The sequence below is a fragment of the Paenibacillus guangzhouensis genome (assembly GCF_009363075.1).
Classification (GTDB): Bacteria; Bacillota; Bacilli; order Paenibacillales; family Paenibacillaceae; genus Paenibacillus_K; species Paenibacillus_K guangzhouensis.
This window is the reverse complement of record NZ_CP045293.1, coordinates 5,152,326-5,170,645: the sequence shown is the minus strand read 5'-3', so window position 1 is coordinate 5,170,645 and position 18,320 is coordinate 5,152,326. Positions and strand designations below refer to the sequence as shown.

Below are 18,320 nucleotides of genomic sequence, written 5' to 3'. Positions count from 1 at the left end.
GTTGGATATATGACAAACCCCCATGCAGATCGCTGCATGGGGGTTCTTTGTTCTAATTGCTTATAGCTTCTCGAGCACTTTATCGACCAATCCGTACTCCGCTGCTTCAAATGCACTCATGAAGTAGTCGCGGTCTGTGTCCTTCTCGATACGCTCGAGCGGCTGACCGCTGCGATCCGAGAGAATCTTGTTCAGATTGTCGCGCATTTTGATAATACGTTTCGCGCGAATCTCAATATCACTCGCTTGCCCTTCAGCTCCGCCTAACGGTTGGTGAATCATCACTTCACTGTTCGGAAGCGCAAAGCGCTTGCCCTTCGCTCCAGCTGTCAGCAAGAAAGCGCCCATCGAAGCCGCCATACCGACGCAAATCGTCGATACATCGGGTTTAATGAATTGCATTGTATCGTAAATCGCCATACCTGCCGTAATCGATCCGCCCGGGCTATTGATATACAGCGAGATGTCCTTATCTGGATCTTCTGCTGCAAGGAATAGCATTTGTGCGATGATCGAATTCGCTACCACGTCATTGACGGGTGTGCCCAAGAAAATGATACGATCCTTCAACAGCCTTGAATAAATGTCATATGAACGTTCGCCGCGGTTCGTCTGTTCCACGACCATAGGAATGTAACTCACAGAAAATCCTCCTCTACTCACATCGACTAGCTTTCCATCAAATCATACTCCAAATTCAATCAAAAGTCAAAGATAGTCAAACTAATGATACAAAAAAATCAGCCGAAGCTGATTCTGTCTGTTGTATGGTTGGCGCGCCCGCTAGGAATCGAACCTAGATCTCAGGCTCCGGAGGCCTACGTCATATCCATTGGACCACGGGCGCAAAAAGGATAGCAAAGAGAATTATATGCTATTAATCATAGAATTGCAAGTCCCTAACTGATTATCGTTAGAAGAAACATAAGAACCGCTGATCGGTAGCCTAATAAACTCTTATATTTTCTAAAAAAGGCCGCCCATTAATGTATAAGTTTCTGTAAACATGAGAATTATACATGCGGTACACTTGCAAACTGCTCTCGAAAGGGTTAAACTAGGGGTGGGACTAAAAAGGTTTCCGTGGGACATTTTCGGGCCAACTAAGTTGCAGGAGTGGAAAGAAATGCGGAAAATATTAGAGATAGAAAAGCAACTTCTGCCTGATCTCATGGAAATACTAAAAAAGAGATATGAAATCCTTCATCAAATCAAGCTGTCTGAGTTAGTCGGGCGCAGAACGCTGGCGACTTCCTTGGAGATGACCGAGCGGGTACTGCGTGCAGAGACAGACTTACTAAAGACACAAGGACTCATTGAAATTGAGAGCGCAGGGATGCGCCTAAGTTCAGCCGGAGAGAAGCTGCTAGAGGACTTAGAATCCATTGTGAAAGAACTGTTCGGTCTAACGAATATGGAGGAGCGAATTCGCAAGTCTTTCGGACTTCAGCAAGTGCTGATTGTCCCGGGCGATTCGGATCGTTCGCCGCTTACGAAGCGAGATCTTGGTCTTGCAGCATGTAAAGTGCTTCGTAAAGTGATGGGCAAAGATGATGTTGTTGCTCTCACTGGCGGTTCCACACTGGCTCAGATGGCAGAACAGATGACGTCAACGACGCCGATGAAATCCAATTGGTTCGTGCCGGCTCGTGGCGGGTTAGGTGAGAGTCTTGATTATCAAGCGAACACCATCGCATCGAAAATGGCACAACGCGTAGGCGCGCAATACCGTCTACTGCATGTCCCAGATCTACTCAGCGAAGAAGCTTACCAGTCCTTGATGCAAGAGCCGAATATTCTAGAGATTGTGGAATTCATTCGCAAATCTCGCATTGTCGTACATGGGATTGGAGATGCCTTTGTGATGGCCAAACGAAGACGCGTTGATCAACAGACGGTGGATGCGTTGAGGCAGGAGGGTGCTCTAGCGGAAGCGTACGGGTACTATTTTGATCGGCAAGGAAACGTGGTTCACAAGATGGTGTCCTTGGGTCTTCGACTCGAAGAGATTCAAGAAATGGAAGTCGTGATTGCGATTGCCGGCGGTGCCAGCAAGGGTGAAGCCATTCATTCCGTCCTGAAGTTCGGGCAAGAGAATGTGCTTATTATCGACGAAGGTGCAGCACTTGAAATCATTCGATTAATGGATGAAGAAGAACAAGAAGCAGGTTAATGATGTTGTTGTCTTGACGAGCCCTCAGGTTTGTCTTGAGTATATATAAATTAAAATTTAGGAGGAATCATCAATGGTTAAAGTTGGTATTAATGGTTTTGGACGTATTGGACGCCTTGCTTTCCGCCGTATTCAAGCAGTAGAAGGTATCGAGGTAGTAGCAATCAATGACTTAACAGACGCTAAAATGTTAGCTCATTTGCTGAAATATGATACAACTCAAGGTCAATTCCAAGGAGACGTTGAAGTACATGACGGATTCTTCAAAGTAAACGGCAAAGACGTTAAAGTTCTTGCAAACCGTAACCCAGAAGAATTGCCATGGGGCGAGCTTGGCGTAGACATCGTTCTTGAATGTACTGGATTCTTCACAACAAAAGAAGCTGCTGAGAAACACATCAAAGCAGGCGCGAAAAAAGTTGTTATCTCCGCTCCAGCGACTGGCGACATGAAAACTGTCGTATTCAACGTTAACCATGAAATCCTTGATGGTACTGAGACAGTTATCTCTGGCGCATCTTGCACAACAAACTGCCTAGCTCCAATGGCAAAAGTATTGCAAGACAAATTCGGTATCGTTGAAGGTCTTATGACAACAATCCACGCTTACACAGGCGACCAAAATACACTTGATGCTCCGCATGCAAAAGGCGACTTCCGTCGTGCTCGTGCAGCTGCTGAGAACATCATCCCTAACACAACAGGCGCAGCAAAAGCAATCGGTCTTGTAATCCCTGAACTTCAAGGCAAACTTGACGGTGCAGCACAACGTGTTCCAGTTGCAACTGGTTCCTTGACTGAGCTTGTAACTGTACTTGACAAAAAAGTAACAGCTGACGAGATCAACGCTGCAATGAAAGCTGCTGCAGACCCACAAACTTATGGCTACACTGAAGACGAAATCGTATCTTCCGATATCAAAGGTATGACTTTCGGTTCCTTGTTCGACGCAACACAAACAAAAGTATTGACAGTTGGCGACAAGCAATTGGTTAAAACAGTAGCTTGGTACGACAATGAAATGTCCTACACTGCACAATTGATCCGTACGTTGGAATATTTCGCTAAACTAGCTACGAAGTAATAGCGGTTGTAGCATGATTGTAGAGCGGAAACAGTTTATAATTGTTTCCGCTCTTTAACTAACTATGTGTTTGGAGGAACCAACGATGAACAAAAAGAGTGTACGTGATGTAGAAGTAACTGGTAAACGCGTATTTGTCCGTGTTGATTTCAACGTGCCTTTGGAAGATGGAAAGATTACTGATGATACTCGTATTCGCGAAACCCTTCCAACGATTAAGTATTTGATCGAGAACGGTGCAAAAGTTATTCTAGCAAGCCACATGGGCCGTCCAAAAGGTCAGTTCGTGGATTCGATGCGTCTAACGCCAGCTGCAGTTCGTCTTAGCGAATTGCTAGGCAAACCGGTAGTAAAAGCAGACGAAGCGATCGGGGATGCTGTCAAAGCACAAATCGCTGAATTGAAAGATGGCGATGTATTGCTTCTTGAGAACGTTCGTTTCTACGCTGGTGAAGAGAAGAACGATCCAGAACTCGCAAAAGAATTCGCATCCCTTGCTGACTTGTTCGTGAACGACGCTTTCGGCGCTGCTCACCGTGCACATGCATCGACAGCAGGCATTGCAGAATACCTGCCAGCGGTTTCCGGACTTCTGATGGAGAAAGAATTGAACGTGCTTGGTAAAGCATTGCTGAACCCGGAGCGTCCTTTCACAGCAATCATCGGTGGATCCAAAGTAAAAGACAAAATCGATGTTATCAACAAAATGCTCGAAATTGCAGACAACGTATTGATCGGTGGCGGACTAGCTTACACATTCTTCAAAGCACAAGGCCATGAAATCGGACAATCGCTGTGCGATAACGAGAAATTGGAAACAGCACTTGGGTTCATCGCAAAAGCGAAAGAGCTTGGCAAGAACTTCTTGCTTCCAGTTGATATCGTGGTTAGTGATGATTTCAGTGCAAACGCAAATACGAAAATCGTTGATATCGACGGCATCCCGGCTGACTGGGAAGGCATTGACATCGGACCGAAGACACGTGAAATGTATGCAGACGTGATCAAGAACTCCAAACTTGTCGTATGGAACGGACCAATGGGCGTATTCGAAATCGAACCATTCTCCCACGGTACACGTGCTGTAGCACAAGCTTGTGCAGAAACAGCGGGTTACACTGTCATTGGCGGTGGGGACTCTGCAGCTGCAGCTGAGAAATTCCATTTAGCAGACAAAATGGACCACATCTCGACAGGCGGCGGCGCATCTCTTGAGTTCATGGAAGGTAAGAAACTTCCAGGCGTTGAAGCTCTTAACGATAAATAAGATCAGTACTCCTAAGCTAGGGGAAAATAGAAGGACGTGAAAACATGAGTAGAACTCCAATCATTGCAGGGAACTGGAAAATGTTCAAAACTGTAAGTGAGTCCACAGCTTTCGTTCAAGATGTGAAAGGGAAAGCAGAAGTTGCTGGTGTAGAGAGCGTCATCTGCGCACCATTCACGAACTTGCCGGCACTTGTTGAGGCAGTAAAAGGCACTTCCATCAAAATTGGTGCACAAAACATGCACTTTGAAGATAACGGCGCATTTACAGGCGAAATCAGCGGCATCATGCTGAAAGATCTTGGCGTAGAGTACGTGATTCTAGGTCACTCCGAGCGTCGCGCTTACTTCGCAGAGACAGACGAGATCGTGAACAAAAAAATGCACGCAGCATTCAAACACGGCTTAACACCAATCGTGTGCGTGGGCGAGAAGCTTGAAGAGCGTGAAGCTGGTCAGACGAAAGACGTTTGTAAAGTGCAAACTGAAGCGGCTTTCCAAGGTTTGAATGCAGAGCAAGCAGCGAAGGTTGTTATTGCTTATGAGCCAATCTGGGCGATTGGAACAGGCAAATCTTCGACAGCAGCAGATGCGAATGAAGTCATCAGCTACATTCGTGAACTTGTGAAAGGTTTGTATGGAGAGCAAGTAGCGAATGCAGTTCGCATTCAATACGGCGGCAGCGTGAAACCGGAAAATGTACAAGAGTACATGGGACAAAGCGATATCGATGGCGCTTTGGTCGGTGGCGCAAGCTTGCAACCAGCTTCCTACATTGCATTGGTTGAGGGGGCGAAGTAAATGACAGCACCTAAACCGGTAGCACTCATCATCCTCGACGGTTTCGGCTTGAGCGACAACTTGGTAGGCAACGCCGTTGCGCAAGCGAACAAACCGAACTTTGACCGTTACTGGTCGACTTACCCGCACACAACGCTAACGGCTTGTGGTGAAGCGGTAGGGCTTCCTGAAGGTCAAATGGGGAACTCGGAAGTAGGTCACTTGAATATCGGTGCAGGCCGTATCGTATATCAAGACTTGACTCGTATTTCGAAGTCCATTCGCGATGGAGAATTTTTCGACAACGAGACGCTAGTTGGCGCCGTTCGTCATGCGAAAAATAACGATAAAAAATTGCACCTCTACGGCTTGTTGTCCGATGGCGGCGTACACAGTCACATCAGCCACTTGTTCGCAATGCTCGAGCTATGCAAAAAAGAAGAGTTCAACAACGTATTCATCCATGCATTCCTCGATGGACGCGACGTATCGCCAGATAGCGCAAAAGGGTATATGGAGCAATTGATCGCGAAAATTGGGGAGCTTGGCGTAGGTACAATCGCAACGGTACAAGGCCGTTACTATGCGATGGACCGTGACAAGCGTTGGGAGCGTACGGAGAAATCCTACCGTGCGATGGTATACGGCGAAGGCCCTAAATACCAAGATCCGCTCAAGGCGATCGTGGAATCCTATGAGAAATCGGTATTCGATGAGTTCGTTATGCCGACAGTGATCGTGGATGAGAACGAACAGCCTGTAGGTTTGATGGAGTCTGAAGATTCGGTTATCTTCTTGAACTTCCGTCCGGACCGTGCGATCCAATTGTCGCAAGTCTTCACGAACGAAGATTTCCGCGGATTCGACCGCGGCGACAAAGCACCGAAGAACCTTCACTATGTATGTCTTACATTGTTCAGCGAGAGCGTGGACGGATTCGTAGCTTACTCGCCGAAGAACCTGGACAATACGCTTGGTGAAGTGCTCGTGCAGAACAACAAGAAACAGCTTCGTATTGCGGAGACCGAGAAATATCCGCATGTGACGTTCTTCTTCAGTGGCGGACGTGACAAGGAATTAGAAGGCGAGACACGTATCCTGATCCCTTCACCGAAAGTTGCAACGTATGATTTGCAGCCTGAGATGAGCGCAGCAGAAGTTGCGGCAGCAGCGGTGGCAGAGATCGAAGCTGAGCGTCAAGATTGCATTATCTTGAACTTCGCGAACCCGGATATGGTAGGTCACTCCGGTATGCTTGAGCCGACGATCAGAGCGGTTGAAGCAACGGACGAGTGCCTTGGTAAAGTTGTTGATGCCGTTATCGCCAAAGGCGGCGTAGCGATCATCATCGCTGACCATGGTAATGCGGAAGTGGAGATCGACGAGAACGGCCGTCCACACACAGCGCACACGACGAACCCGGTTCCTTGTATCGTGACTAAGAAAGATGTTACCCTAAGAGAGGGCGGAATTTTGGCGGACGTGGCTCCGACGATTCTCGACCTGATGCAATTGAACAAGCCGGAAGAAATGACCGGTACAACAGTGATTAACAAGTAATTATTACTGACAACATCTAAAAGGAGTGTTACTTAACATGACAATTATTTCTGATGTATACGCACGCGAAGTCTTGGACTCCCGTGGTAACCCAACTGTAGAAGTAGAAGTTTACCTTGAATCCGGCGCAAAAGGCCGCGCAATCGTACCATCTGGTGCATCCACAGGTGCGCACGAAGCTGTTGAGCTTCGCGATGGCGACAAATCCCGTTACCTTGGTAAAGGTGTTCTGAAAGCTGTTGAGAACGTAAACGAAACAATCGCTCCAGAAATCATCGGTATGGACGCACTTGACCAAGTGGGTATCGACAAAGCGATGATCCAATTGGACGGAACAAAAAACAAAGGTAAATTGGGTGCAAACGCAATTCTAGCGGTATCCATGGCTGTAGCTCGCGCAGCTGCAGAAGCTCTGGACATTCCTCTTTATGTATACCTTGGCGGATTCAACGCTAAGACGCTTCCAGTACCAATGATGAATATCATCAACGGTGGTGAGCATGCCGACAACAACATCGACGTGCAAGAGTTCATGGTTCTTCCTGTAGGCGCTCCTAGCTTCAAAGAAGCGCTTCGCACAGGTGCTGAAATCTTCCACAGCTTGAAAGGTGTATTGCAAGCAAAAGGCCTTAACACAGCTGTAGGTGACGAGGGTGGTTTCGCACCGAACTTGTCTTCGAACGAAGAAGCAATCACTACAATCATCGAAGCAATCGAAAAAGCGGGTTACAAACCAGGCGTAGACGTATTCCTTGGTATGGACGTTGCTTCCACGGAGTTCTACAAAGACGGTAAATACACACTTGCTGGTGAAGGCAAATCCTACACATCTGCTGAGTATGTTGACCTTCTTGCTTCTTGGGTTGAGAAGTACCCAATCATCACAATCGAAGACGGTATGTCCGAAGACGACTGGGAAGGTTGGAAATTGCTTACGGAGAAACTTGGCAAGAAAGTTCAATTGGTTGGTGACGACTTGTTCGTTACGAATACAGAGCGTCTTGCAACAGGTATCGAAAAAGGAATCGGTAACTCCATCTTGGTAAAAGTGAACCAAATCGGTACATTGACTGAAACTTTCGATGCAATCGAAATGGCGAAACGCGCTGGTTACACAGCAGTTATCTCCCACCGTTCAGGTGAATCCGAAGATAGCACAATCGCAGACATCGCTGTTGCGACAAATGCTGGTCAGATCAAAACAGGTGCTCCTTCCCGTACAGACCGTGTTGCAAAATACAACCAATTGCTTCGCATTGAAGACGAATTGGCTGATTTGGCTCAATACGGCGGTTTGAAAGCATTCTACAACTTGAAAAAATAATTAATTTTCCATTAAGGGCTGACCCGTTCAACGGGTTGGTCCTTTTTATTTCATCGCGGCTGGATGAAGTGAAGGGAATGACTGGGATTGACCTTGTAATTCAAATGTGTTAATGATACAATAAGAATACTGTTTTTTATTGATGTAACTACAGTTTTACACATAACTTATCATTTTGATGTGAAGCTATTCTTACAGGAGGTGGAACTATGGAAACTTTGTTCACTATTTTACTCGTCATTTTTTCGTTAGGCTTGATTGCTGTCGTGCTTCTACAGAAAGGGAAGAGCGCGGGGCTATCGGGTGCCATCTCCGGTGGAGCGGAACATCTTTTTGGTAAACAAAAAGCACGCGGTTTGGACTTGTTCTTGCAGCGCTTGACGATCGGACTTGCAGTAGGATTCTTCGTACTTGCAATGGTCGTTGCTTATTTGGTTAAAGCTTAATTGAAGATGGATAACAAGCGGGAGATGACTTCTCCTGCTTTTTTTTTATTTTATAAGGGTAAAAGGTTCTTTTTTAGGATTACGGATGTCCAAGCGACATTTCGTGTATACTGAGTATATATACATAGCAACACGAATCGATGGGATTGATTTGAGGTGATTTCTTGTTAACAGAACAAGAGGTATTAGATTTTATGCGAGAAACGGCATATAAGCCGATGACGTATCAAGAGATGGAGCAGCATTTTGCGATCGAGGATGCACAGGAATTCAAGGCATTTCTGAAGCTGCTGATCCAGATGGAGCAGGAAGGCAAGATCATTCGCACACGTTCGGAACGATATGGGATTCCAGAGCGAATGAATCTGCTGCGTGGCCGATTGCAGGCTCATGCCAAGGGATTTGCATTTTTGATTCCCGAAGATAAGGACCACCCGGATGTATACATTCATGCGAACGATCTGAAGAGTGCAATGAACGGGGATATTGTCCTTGTACGTGTGACGACCAAAGGAGCGGCCGGTGGGAAATTAGAAGGTGAAGTCGCGCGTATCGTTAGTCGTGCAGTGACGCAAGTCGTGGGAACGTTCCAGAATCATGAGACGTATGGATTTGTCATCCCTGATGATAAGCGGATTAATCGTGATATTTTCATACCACAGGAAGCATTCCAAGGTGCGGTGACGGGCCAGAAGGTCGTTGCGAAGATCGTGAATTACCCTGAGGGCCGAGCGGCCGCAGAAGGGGAAGTCGTGGAGATCCTGGGTCATAAAGACGACCCTGGCGTCGATATTCTCTCGATTATTCGTAAGCATCAATTGCCGGAGGCATTCCCAGAGGATGTCATGGATGAGGCTGCTGCAGCGCCGGATTCGATCACAGAAGAAGAGATTGTTCAGCAAGGTCGACGAGATCTCCGGGATAAGCGTATCGTAACGATTGACGGAGAAGACGCGAAGGATTTGGACGATGCGGTGAATGTGGAACGGCTGCCTAATGGGAATTACAAACTCGGTGTCCATATTGCGGACGTGGGTTACTATGTACCAGAACGATCCAAGCTGGATCAAGAGGCGTATGCACGTGGTTGCAGTGTGTATTTGGTGGATCGGGTGATTCCGATGCTGCCACATCGTCTATCGAACGGAATTTGCAGCTTAAATCCGCAGGTGGACCGCTTAACGCTTTCCTGTGAGATGGAATTCGATGAGCATATGAAAGTAGTGAACCACGATATTTTCACAAGCGTCATTAAGACGAAAGAGCGGATGACGTATACGAATGTCCGCAAAATTCTAACAGAACCCGAAGACCATCCAGAGCTTATGGAGCGCTATCAGGATTTGGTACCGGACTTCCAGCTGATGCGGGAGTTAGCTGAACGGCTGCGGAAACATCGGATGCGCCGCGGTGCGATCGATTTTGATTTCCAAGAGTCGAAGGTCATTGTCGATGAGAACGGCAAACCCGTCGATATTATTAAGCGGGAACGTTCCATTGCGGAGATGATTATCGAAGAGTTCATGCTCGCGGCAAATGAGACGGTGGCAGAACATTTCCACTGGCTGCGTGTGCCATTCCTATATCGGATTCACGAAGATCCGGATTCCGAGAAGTTACTGACATTCATGCAGTTCGCAGCGAACTTTGGTTATGCAGTGCGTGGGAAAGGCAATTCTGTGCATCCTCGTGCGCTTCAGACCTTGCTAGAGCAGATTCAAGGTACCAAAGAGCAGACGGTCATTAGCACGATGATGCTGCGTTCGATGAAGCAGGCGAAATACGATTCGGAGAGCTTGGGCCACTTCGGCTTGGCGGCCGAATTCTACTCGCACTTCACTTCGCCGATTCGCCGTTATCCGGATTTAGTGATCCATCGGATTATCCGTGAGGTGGCTGAGAATGGCGGATCGCTCACAGAGCAGCGTCATGAGTACCTTGCCTCTCGAATGAAGGAGATCGCGCAGCAATCCTCTGAGCGTGAACGTGTGGCGGTAGATGCGGAACGAGATACCGAACAGCTGAAGAAAGCCGAATTCATGCTCGATAAAGTAGGAGAAGAATTCGAAGGTATGGTCAGCAGCGTGACGAGCTTTGGTATTTTCGTGGAGCTCGACAATACGGTGGAGGGCTTAATTCGTCTGAGTGATATGACGGATGATTATTACCATTTCCATGAGCAGCACATGGCGTTAATCGGTGAACGGACATCGAAGGTGTACCGGATTGGCGATGAAGTGAAGATCCGTGTTGCGCGTGTGAATATGGATGATCATACGATCGATTTTGAGATGCTGGATACGAAGTCGCGCGGCGGTCAGTTGAATCTGATTGGCGGAGGCTTTGGTGAACGCGGTGGCCGCGGTGGTAAGAACAAGAGCAAAGGGTTCGGGCAAGGTGGCTTTGGTTCACGCGGCAAAGGAGATCGCGGTGGCAAATCAGAGCGCTCGGGCGCCGGAAAATCGGGTTCGAATTCATCTCGTGGCGGTGCGACAGGAACCAGCAGAGGCGGGAAATCTAGCCCGTTCAAACCAGATGGTCCTGGGAAAAAGAGTGGAAAGTTCGGCAAGTTCGAGTCGCGGGATCGTACACGTGGCGACCTTGGTGAGTCGAAGAACCCACCGTCAGAGCAAGGGAAATTCAGTTTCGGATCAGGTAAGGGCGGTTATGGATCGCCGACACCATCAGAATATACGACTGAACCGAGCAATACAGGGGCAGGATTTAACGAACGTCGCAAACCCCGTAAGAATACATCAGAGAGTGGTATTTTCGTTGGCGAAGGTCAAGGGGGATCGCAACGTCGTGGGAAGTCGAAGAATGGTACGGCTTCGTTCGTCCGGAAGAAACGCAAATAAACAACAAAAAGGGGCTGTGCGATGGATGCACAGCTCCTTCGTTGTATTCTGGACAAAGTCTGGACGTTGGATTGATTAGCGGGCCTTGGCGACGATGCCATTATGCACTTTGATCGTGCCGTGCCGTAGAATATCGAAGCCATTTTCATAGACGTAAAGCCCCATTTGGCGGATATCCATCAGTTCGCGGTAGGTGTGGTTCATAATGTCTTCCATGACCGTGTAGAATAGGCGCGTCTTGATGTGCTTTTTCGGTGTCGTGAGGATGGCGTATCCGCCGGGTTTCAAGAATTTGCGGTGCCAGTCCATCACCTCGGGCTTGTGCTCGTCTGGGAAGTGCTCCAGCAGTCCTACGCTGATCACAATATCGAACTCGGCGCCGAAGGATAAGTTGCGGATGTCTTCGACAAGATAATGAAGATTCATCTGTTCTTTGTACCAGACCTTGGGATGGCCTGTAGAGGGGTGTGCACCCAAGAAGGGGTACGATGCCGGGAAATTTCCGAATCGGTCCGTACGGCAGAATTCATCGTAGTCGACGAGAACGACCTCTCCTTCAGGGTACATGGCGTATAGCTGCATGGCTTCATAGCCTTCGGCTGCTCCTAGGAAGAGGATGCGCGGCCGCGTAACGTCGAGGCCGTGGAAGAGGGCGCGTTTGCCTCGAGGGTCCCACACACCATCGGTGACGCGGTGCGCGATGTTCCAGACGCTGAGCTGGACGAGATCGCTGAGCGCGGCCCGAATTTCGCTTGGATGGAACCGACGGAGTGATCTCCATAGGGATGCTCGTGCAGCTTGCAGCTCTAGCGGGACGTTTTTCTCGAACAAGGTGTGGAAGGACTGGTTAAAGAGCTGCCAGGAGGTCCGGACCGGCATGGTTTGTTCATGCTGCTGTTCCCAATCGCGGCGGGTTTCCGACATATTCTTGACTTGGAAAGGGCGCCCGACGTCCTTCCAGCGAAGCTGAGACCAGTCGTAGACGGCCTTGGCGTCGATAAATCGGTCAAGATGGATATTGTTCGGGTTGCGAAGATCTACACGGTAATTGGCAAGTTGATGCGTCGTCTCGAAGTCAGCTTCAGTGTACGGATATTGCGATCGGGGTTTATCGTAAAGTAAGTCGCTTGGAGCAGGAGTCGGTATTGTCATCAAGGGTTCATGTTCCTCTTGCATGGCGGGAGTCCTCCTTCGTAGACATTTCCATTTATTTCTAGTATATTACGTCAGATGGTAAAAAGGAAGCGTTTGCGGTGGAGTTCGAAGCGAAAAGAGGGAAGTTGTTTTCTCCTTGATTTGGTTCGGCGGGGTTTGTTACAATAGAACTCTATAGCATCGGGCGATTAGACGCTCGGAAGGAGTGGTTATCATGGGTAAAAAAGCAGACGGCAAAGTGCTTGCTCAGAATAAAAAGGCATCCCATGATTATTTTATTGAAGATACGTATGAAGCGGGTCTGGTGCTGACCGGAACGGAAATCAAATCATTGCGGATGGGCAGAGCGAACATTGGTGATGCCTTTGCGACGATTCGGAATGGAGAAATCTTCATTCACAATATGCACATCAGTCCGTTCGAGCAAGGCAATCGATTTAACCCAAGCGATCCGACACGTGCGCGGAAGCTGCTGCTGCACAAGGTGCAGATCCACAAGCTGCTCGGACAGACGAAGACTGAAGGCTATACGATTGTTCCGCTTAAGATTTATGTTCGTAACGGCTATGCGAAGCTGTTAATCGGACTCGGTCGAGGGAAGAAACAATACGACAAGCGTGAAGCTGCGGCGAAGCGGGATGCGCAGCGCGATATTCAGCGTATTCTACGCGAAAAGCAGAAAGTTGCTAGATAAACTTGCCTTGGATAAACCTAGGGAGATGATGAACATTTTGGTGTTCCTTTACTTTTGGGGGTTCAAGGCCGTATAATGAGATTGTAATCGTGAGTGACCGACATGGATATTCACGATAACATTTCTACCATGCTCGATTTGAAGTCGGTGGACTTCAAGGAATTATCACTTGGTCCAGATCGAATATAAGTTGGTTCGATCGGCGCATTCCCTTTCATGGGGGCGTTCTTGGATTCGACGGGGATAGTTCGGGCATGAGTAGCGGGTAGTGGGGACGCGACCACTTCATCAACGCTAAAGCCTATTAAACGGCAAACAACAAAACAACTTCGCATTAGCAGCTTAATAACCTGTTAGCGAGCTTCGCCTCTGCATCGCCCATGTGCCGAGAACGGGGCCCAACTTTAGTGGGATACGCTGTCACATCTCCGCCTGGGGTGTGCTGAAGAAGACAATCAGGCTGACCCAAAGTATAGCCGGTTACGGGGCGATACTCGGGTGACATCAAAACTGTAACTACACCCGTAGAAGCTTATGTTGCGTTATCTTCGGACAGGGGTTCGATTCCCCTCGCCTCCACCAAAAACCTGAACACCCAGACCGCATGAGGTCTGGGTGTTCTTTTGTGTGGAGACGAGATAGGGATCGCCCCTGTCAGGGGTTCAGTCCGCGCGGAGGGAACAAAGTGAGTGAGCACGGCGTTTATATCGAACCTCTAATATCGTCGGCGGAGGATGGCTTCGTAAGCAAGTAAGATGGAGATATGAACATTCCCTATAGCCTCTACACCCAGACCGCATGAGGTCTGGGTGTTCTTTTTGTGTGGAGACGAGACAGGGATCGCCCCTGTCAGGGGTTCAGTCCGCGTGGAGGGAACGAAAATATGGGGGGGTCCCCGCAAAGTAATCGGAAATTGCTGCAAGATTAGGCTTCACTTTGTGGGGCTGAGAAGAGAGCACGGCGTTTATATCCAACCTCTAATATCGTCGGCAGAGGATGGCTTCGTAAGCAAGTAAGATGGAGATATTCCCTATAGCCTCTACACCCAGACCGCATGAGGTCTGGGTGTTCTTTTTGTGTGGAGACGAGATGAACAGGACCAGTCCTAGTCTAAAGTCTAGGTCCAGTCACCCCCTAAGACGGTTATGTCAGGCAAATAAGGCGGATATAATGGATTTATAAACTCAGAGCGTGACTTATGAAGCAAAAGGAGTGTTTGAATATGAAGGGAATAGATGGGACAGCAATGGCGCAGTCAGGTAAGGTGCGTTGGGTGCTTTTTAATCCAAAGACCTATACAACGATCCTCTATTTATTGTTATCCCTCCCATTAGGGATTATCTATTTTACAGTAGCGATAACGGGACTTGCACTATCCATCGGTTTAACTCCAATATTTATCGGAATACCGCTGTTTTTTGGAGTAGCTAAGCTGTTGAATGGGATTGTGAATTTTGAACAAAGCATGATTAGACAAATTTTAGGTTTACCTACTCCTCCTGTTTCGTTTACCTACAATCGACAGTCTGAAGCTGGGCAGAACTGGTTGGTGCGAATGATGAGAGGTTTTGACGGGGCGCTATTCATTCGAAACCTGCTACTCGTATTACTAAGATTTGTAACAGGCATTGTATTCTTTACTATTATGGTAACGGTGATTTCGCTAGGACTAGGATTGATTGCTCTTCCAGTCGTGCATATCATTTTGATGAATGAAATGCAGCTTGATATTTTAGAAAATAGCTTGTTTAGTTATTTTCATATAGATTGGACCTATAATCAGCAATATCTGTTGTACGTAGGAGTTGGCCTTGTACTTTTTTGGGTCGCGCTTCGCGTCGTGAATGGGCTCATGCAGGTTCAGCGTAGAATCATGTATGTGGATGAGGCATATCAGCAGCCGTCAGTACCCGTGGAAACACAAAATTATTCGACGGTCCAGCCGCAATATTATGAGTACCAAGAGGATGAGTCTACTCAAGGGAAGATGCAACCAGCCTATAGAGAGCTTTAAAAGCTCTCTTTTTTTATAATCTCTTACTTGATGCGTGATTTATTTGGCATTTATATCCAACCTCTAATATCAATATGAACATCCTATAGCTACTACACCCAGACCACATGAGGTCTGGGAGTTCTTTTTGCGTAGAGATGAGACAGGGGCTCATTACCTTCCGGGGATCAGATACGGGCTCAATCCCGTTGCAATCAGGCGATGCCCCCGATCATTTGGGTGAATGGGCAGAGATCCACTTAACGCATCTTCAATTTTTCCGTTACGATATCCATAGATAAGATTGGCTTGTTTTCCTTCAAACCACATATGAGTAGGGGCTACTGAGGCATCATAACGACGGGCTGAGTCTTGTATGATACGATTAAATTGGCTGATCGACTCGACTGCTAGAGGGCTGTTCGGAAATGGATTGTACTGCGTACAGCAAATGATACGGGCACGGCTTCTTTTTTTGATCAGAGAGAGAAGTGAGCATAAATTTCGACTATAGTTGGTTGCAAGTTGTTTGGCAGGCAAGGGGGATTGACTTCTAAGGGAAGAAATCGCGGCGTTCGCTAGATCTACTCCTCCGATCCATATAGAAACCACATCCGATTGATGAATCATGGAGGCGCCTCGCCATAACACCGAATCTAATAAATTTTTGCTGCTCCAACCAGACCGAGCCAGAACATGCGCAGTAACCTTACGGGAGCGTGTGTTTAATGCAGATACGATCAATTGGGGATAAGCATTTACCATGGAGGAGGCATCTTTCCCAAAGGTAATGGAATCCCCAAGAGCTGTATAGATCATAGGCATATCACCAACCCAATGTTTTAAAATTTGTGCTTGGTTGTGTAGTGCATCATATAGATATAATAGTGTAATCATGTACAAGTTGTGTGGACATTAACAACGAATGCATCAATATGAGCGATCAAAATTGTGATTGTTACGCGTAGAAGCCTATGTGTCGTGGACAATAGAAAAATATTATGGCAAGTTTAGTAGTGTTTTTGAATGTAACAAAGATATGAACATTCCCCTCGCCTCCAGCAAAAAACTAAACACCCAGACCGCATGAGGTCTGGGTGTTCTTTTTTGTTGAAGAAATTATTTCGCATCCTTATCCGGCTGATGAATTCCAAAAATATTGCCTTCGGAATCCACATAATAACCTTGCCACGCCATACCAGGTAGGGCATGCTTCGGCACTGCGACTTTGCCTCCAAGCTGAAGAATCTTCGCTTCCGTTGAATCGTAATCTCCAATTCCTATTGTGCATGCATAGCCGTTCATTGCCTGGCCTGGTTGCGGTGGAGGGCCTTGACGTTGCATTAAAGCTCCGTTAATGCCAAGCTCATTGGCATCGCCCGTCACAGCTCCGAAATAAGGCATTCCGGCATACTCACTCCAGTCTTCAAATGTCCATCCAAATACCTCACCATAAAAAGTCTTCGCACGCTCCATGTTATCGACATGAATTTCGAAATGAACGATTCTGCCCATGTTCTCCTCCTCATTTTTGCCTTCATTGAATTATTGGTATGACTTCTATCTATCGTTTTGAATCTCCTTCTATATTATCGTGATAAATAGAGAAAATTATTCCGTTTTATCAGATGGTCTCTCCCTTAATAACCCTTTAACGTAATCCCATTCGCCGCTTTTGTAATCATCTTTGTAACCATATTGAACATATATTTCATCAGGAACGGAATACGAAGCATCCCATTGCGGAGCAGGATTTTGAAGTTTGAGCTTTCGATCATGCTCTCTGCTGCAACCAGACCGATCTTCTGGTTCTTCTCGACAAATGAACGCATCTCCTGTTCGTATTTCGTGAATGCTTGATTGTAATCGCCCTGGGCAGCATGGAGCTCTCCTGCTAACACATAAGCTCCGACAAGTGCGAGGCTGGTACCTTGCCCGGAGAGGGGGGACGGCCCATATGCCGCATCGCCAACGAGTGTAACGCGGCCTTTGGACCAGCTAGGCATATGAATCTGGCAGATCTCATCGAAATAAAAATCTTGTGCATCTTGCATCGCATGAAGGAGCCGCTCAGTCTCCCATCCATGATGACCGCTAAAGGCGTCGGATATTAATTGTTTCTGCGCGTCTGGATTGTGCCGGTCATAGTGCAGCGGCCTAGATTGGAAAATAAACAAGCCCTTGGCTTCTGCATTGTCGCGTGCGCTATACATGCCGACCGTCTTGCCTGGTGTCGTAAATAAATGTTGGCAGTGGTTAAGCTTGAGGTAGTTGTGAGTGGAAAAAATCGAGATGTAACATCCGAGCGAGCGTTTAAACTGTGCTTCATCGCCAAAAACCAAGCTGCGAACATTGGAATGAAGTCCATCTGCCCCGATCACGAGATCGAATACTTGAGGCTGGCCGTGAGCAAACTGAACTAAAGTTCCTTCCTCTGTCTCACGTATAGCGGTAATCGAATCCCCCCAGATATAGCGGGTCGTATCCTTCGTTAACTTGTATAAAATATTCGTGAGATCATCACGCATCACTTCGATGTCCGCGCCGTGTTGGTTGCCAATGCTGGCTTCACTGATGCGTCCCTTCATCTTGCCATGGCTATCTACAAAATAGACACCAGTCATTTGCGTGTCGGCTGCACGGACTTGATCGAGAATGCCCATCTGCTCGAGCACTGATATTGCCGCACCGCGAACATCAACACCGTACCCGCCCCGCCGCAAGGCAGATGATTTCTCTACAATTGTTACGTCAAAGCCGTAACGGTGAAGCCAATAGGTGAGGGTTGGTCCGGTAATGCTCGCTCCAGAAATAAGAACTCGTTTTAATTTTGTCATTTGTTTGTTCACTCCGATCAGTTATTAAATAAATATAAAAATTTAAATTACAATTTTTAACTGTATATATTATAAACAGTGTATTACATATACAGTAAAATTTCAATATCCATTTTGCTCATGTGTGAGTTCTCGATTAAAAGAAAGACA

15 protein-coding genes, 1 tRNA gene and 1 other RNA gene are annotated in these 18,320 nt (G+C 47.3%); 11 read left to right on the top strand and 6 right to left on the bottom strand.

The window, feature by feature from the left end; genetic code table 11:
- Window positions 1–60: 60 nt before the first annotated feature.
- Together clpP and GCU39_RS23200 are read right to left on the bottom strand one after the other, a co-directional pair.
- Entirely contained in the window at window positions 61–642 is a 582-nt protein-coding gene (gene clpP / locus GCU39_RS23205) for an ATP-dependent Clp endopeptidase proteolytic subunit ClpP (RefSeq protein ID WP_321575602.1), read from the bottom strand.
- Window positions 643–772: 130 nt separating this feature from the next.
- Window positions 773–847, bottom strand: a tRNA-Arg gene (locus GCU39_RS23200).
- Window positions 848–1,126: 279 nt separating this feature from the next.
- On the opposite strand from GCU39_RS23200, the gene GCU39_RS23195 reads away from it, so the two are divergent.
- The 8 genes from GCU39_RS23195 to rnr all read left to right on the top strand — a co-directional run bounded on the left by GCU39_RS23195 (window position 1,127) and on the right by rnr (window position 11,491).
- Window positions 1,127–2,173 (top strand): sugar-binding transcriptional regulator, encoded by a 1,047-nt coding sequence (locus tag GCU39_RS23195; protein ID WP_152395643.1) that lies wholly within the window; start codon window positions 1,127–1,129, stop codon window positions 2,171–2,173.
- A gap of 73 nt (window positions 2,174–2,246) precedes the next feature.
- Window positions 2,247–3,257 carry a type I glyceraldehyde-3-phosphate dehydrogenase gene (gene gap, locus GCU39_RS23190; RefSeq protein WP_152395642.1) on the top strand — a complete coding sequence of 337 codons (1,011 nt, stop codon included), beginning with the start codon at window positions 2,247–2,249 and terminating at the stop codon, window positions 3,255–3,257.
- Window positions 3,258–3,342: 85 nt separating this feature from the next.
- Window positions 3,343–4,524 (top strand): phosphoglycerate kinase, encoded by a 1,182-nt coding sequence (locus GCU39_RS23185; protein WP_152395641.1) that lies wholly within the window; start codon window positions 3,343–3,345, stop codon window positions 4,522–4,524.
- A 44-nt stretch (window positions 4,525–4,568) separates the two neighbouring features.
- Complete coding sequence (gene tpiA, locus GCU39_RS23180) at window positions 4,569–5,324, top strand: triose-phosphate isomerase (protein ID WP_152395640.1); 756 nt, start codon at window positions 4,569–4,571, stop codon at window positions 5,322–5,324.
- Complete coding sequence (gene gpmI, locus GCU39_RS23175; protein WP_152395639.1) at window positions 5,325–6,863, top strand: 2,3-bisphosphoglycerate-independent phosphoglycerate mutase; 1,539 nt, start codon at window positions 5,325–5,327, stop codon at window positions 6,861–6,863.
- A gap of 37 nt (window positions 6,864–6,900) precedes the next feature.
- A complete protein-coding gene (gene eno / locus GCU39_RS23170) occupies window positions 6,901–8,187 on the top strand; it encodes a phosphopyruvate hydratase (protein ID WP_152395638.1) in 1,287 nt (428 codons plus the stop codon).
- A 209-nt stretch (window positions 8,188–8,396) separates the two neighbouring features.
- Window positions 8,397–8,633 carry a preprotein translocase subunit SecG gene (gene secG, locus GCU39_RS23165; RefSeq protein ID WP_152395637.1) on the top strand — a complete coding sequence of 79 codons (237 nt, stop codon included), beginning with the start codon at window positions 8,397–8,399 and terminating at the stop codon, window positions 8,631–8,633.
- Window positions 8,634–8,797: 164 nt separating this feature from the next.
- Window positions 8,798–11,491, top strand: a complete 2,694-nt coding sequence (gene rnr, locus GCU39_RS23160; protein WP_152395636.1) for a ribonuclease R — start codon at window positions 8,798–8,800, stop codon at window positions 11,489–11,491.
- 75 nt (window positions 11,492–11,566) lie between these two features.
- Here the strand turns inward: rnr and GCU39_RS23155 are convergent, their stop codons facing one another.
- A complete protein-coding gene (locus tag GCU39_RS23155; RefSeq protein ID WP_152395635.1) occupies window positions 11,567–12,667 on the bottom strand; it encodes a class I SAM-dependent methyltransferase in 1,101 nt (366 codons plus the stop codon).
- 193 nt (window positions 12,668–12,860) lie between these two features.
- On the opposite strand from GCU39_RS23155, the gene smpB reads away from it, so the two are divergent.
- The 3 genes from smpB to GCU39_RS23140 all read left to right on the top strand — a co-directional run bounded on the left by smpB (window position 12,861) and on the right by GCU39_RS23140 (window position 15,354).
- Window positions 12,861–13,340, top strand: a complete 480-nt coding sequence (smpB, locus tag GCU39_RS23150) for an SsrA-binding protein SmpB (protein ID WP_152395634.1) — start codon at window positions 12,861–12,863, stop codon at window positions 13,338–13,340.
- Window positions 13,341–13,558: 218 nt separating this feature from the next.
- Window positions 13,559–13,922, top strand: a transfer-messenger RNA (tmRNA) gene (gene ssrA / locus GCU39_RS23145).
- A 640-nt stretch (window positions 13,923–14,562) separates the two neighbouring features.
- On the top strand, window positions 14,563–15,354 hold the full coding sequence (locus tag GCU39_RS23140; RefSeq protein ID WP_152395633.1) for a sensor domain-containing protein: 792 nt from the start codon (window positions 14,563–14,565) through the stop codon (window positions 15,352–15,354).
- 153 nt (window positions 15,355–15,507) lie between these two features.
- Here GCU39_RS23140 and GCU39_RS23135 read toward each other — a convergent pair whose 3' ends face one another.
- The 3 genes from GCU39_RS23135 to GCU39_RS23125 all read right to left on the bottom strand — a co-directional run bounded on the left by GCU39_RS23135 (window position 15,508) and on the right by GCU39_RS23125 (window position 18,170).
- Entirely contained in the window at window positions 15,508–16,230 is a 723-nt protein-coding gene (locus GCU39_RS23135) for an SGNH/GDSL hydrolase family protein (protein ID WP_227793308.1), read from the bottom strand.
- A gap of 222 nt (window positions 16,231–16,452) precedes the next feature.
- Window positions 16,453–16,848, bottom strand: coding sequence for a VOC family protein (locus GCU39_RS23130; RefSeq protein ID WP_152395632.1), 396 nt, complete (start codon window positions 16,846–16,848; stop codon window positions 16,453–16,455).
- A 125-nt stretch (window positions 16,849–16,973) separates the two neighbouring features.
- Window positions 16,974–18,170, bottom strand: coding sequence for an FAD-dependent monooxygenase (locus GCU39_RS23125; RefSeq protein WP_152395631.1), 1,197 nt, complete (start codon window positions 18,168–18,170; stop codon window positions 16,974–16,976).
- Window positions 18,171–18,320 lie beyond the last annotated feature (150 nt).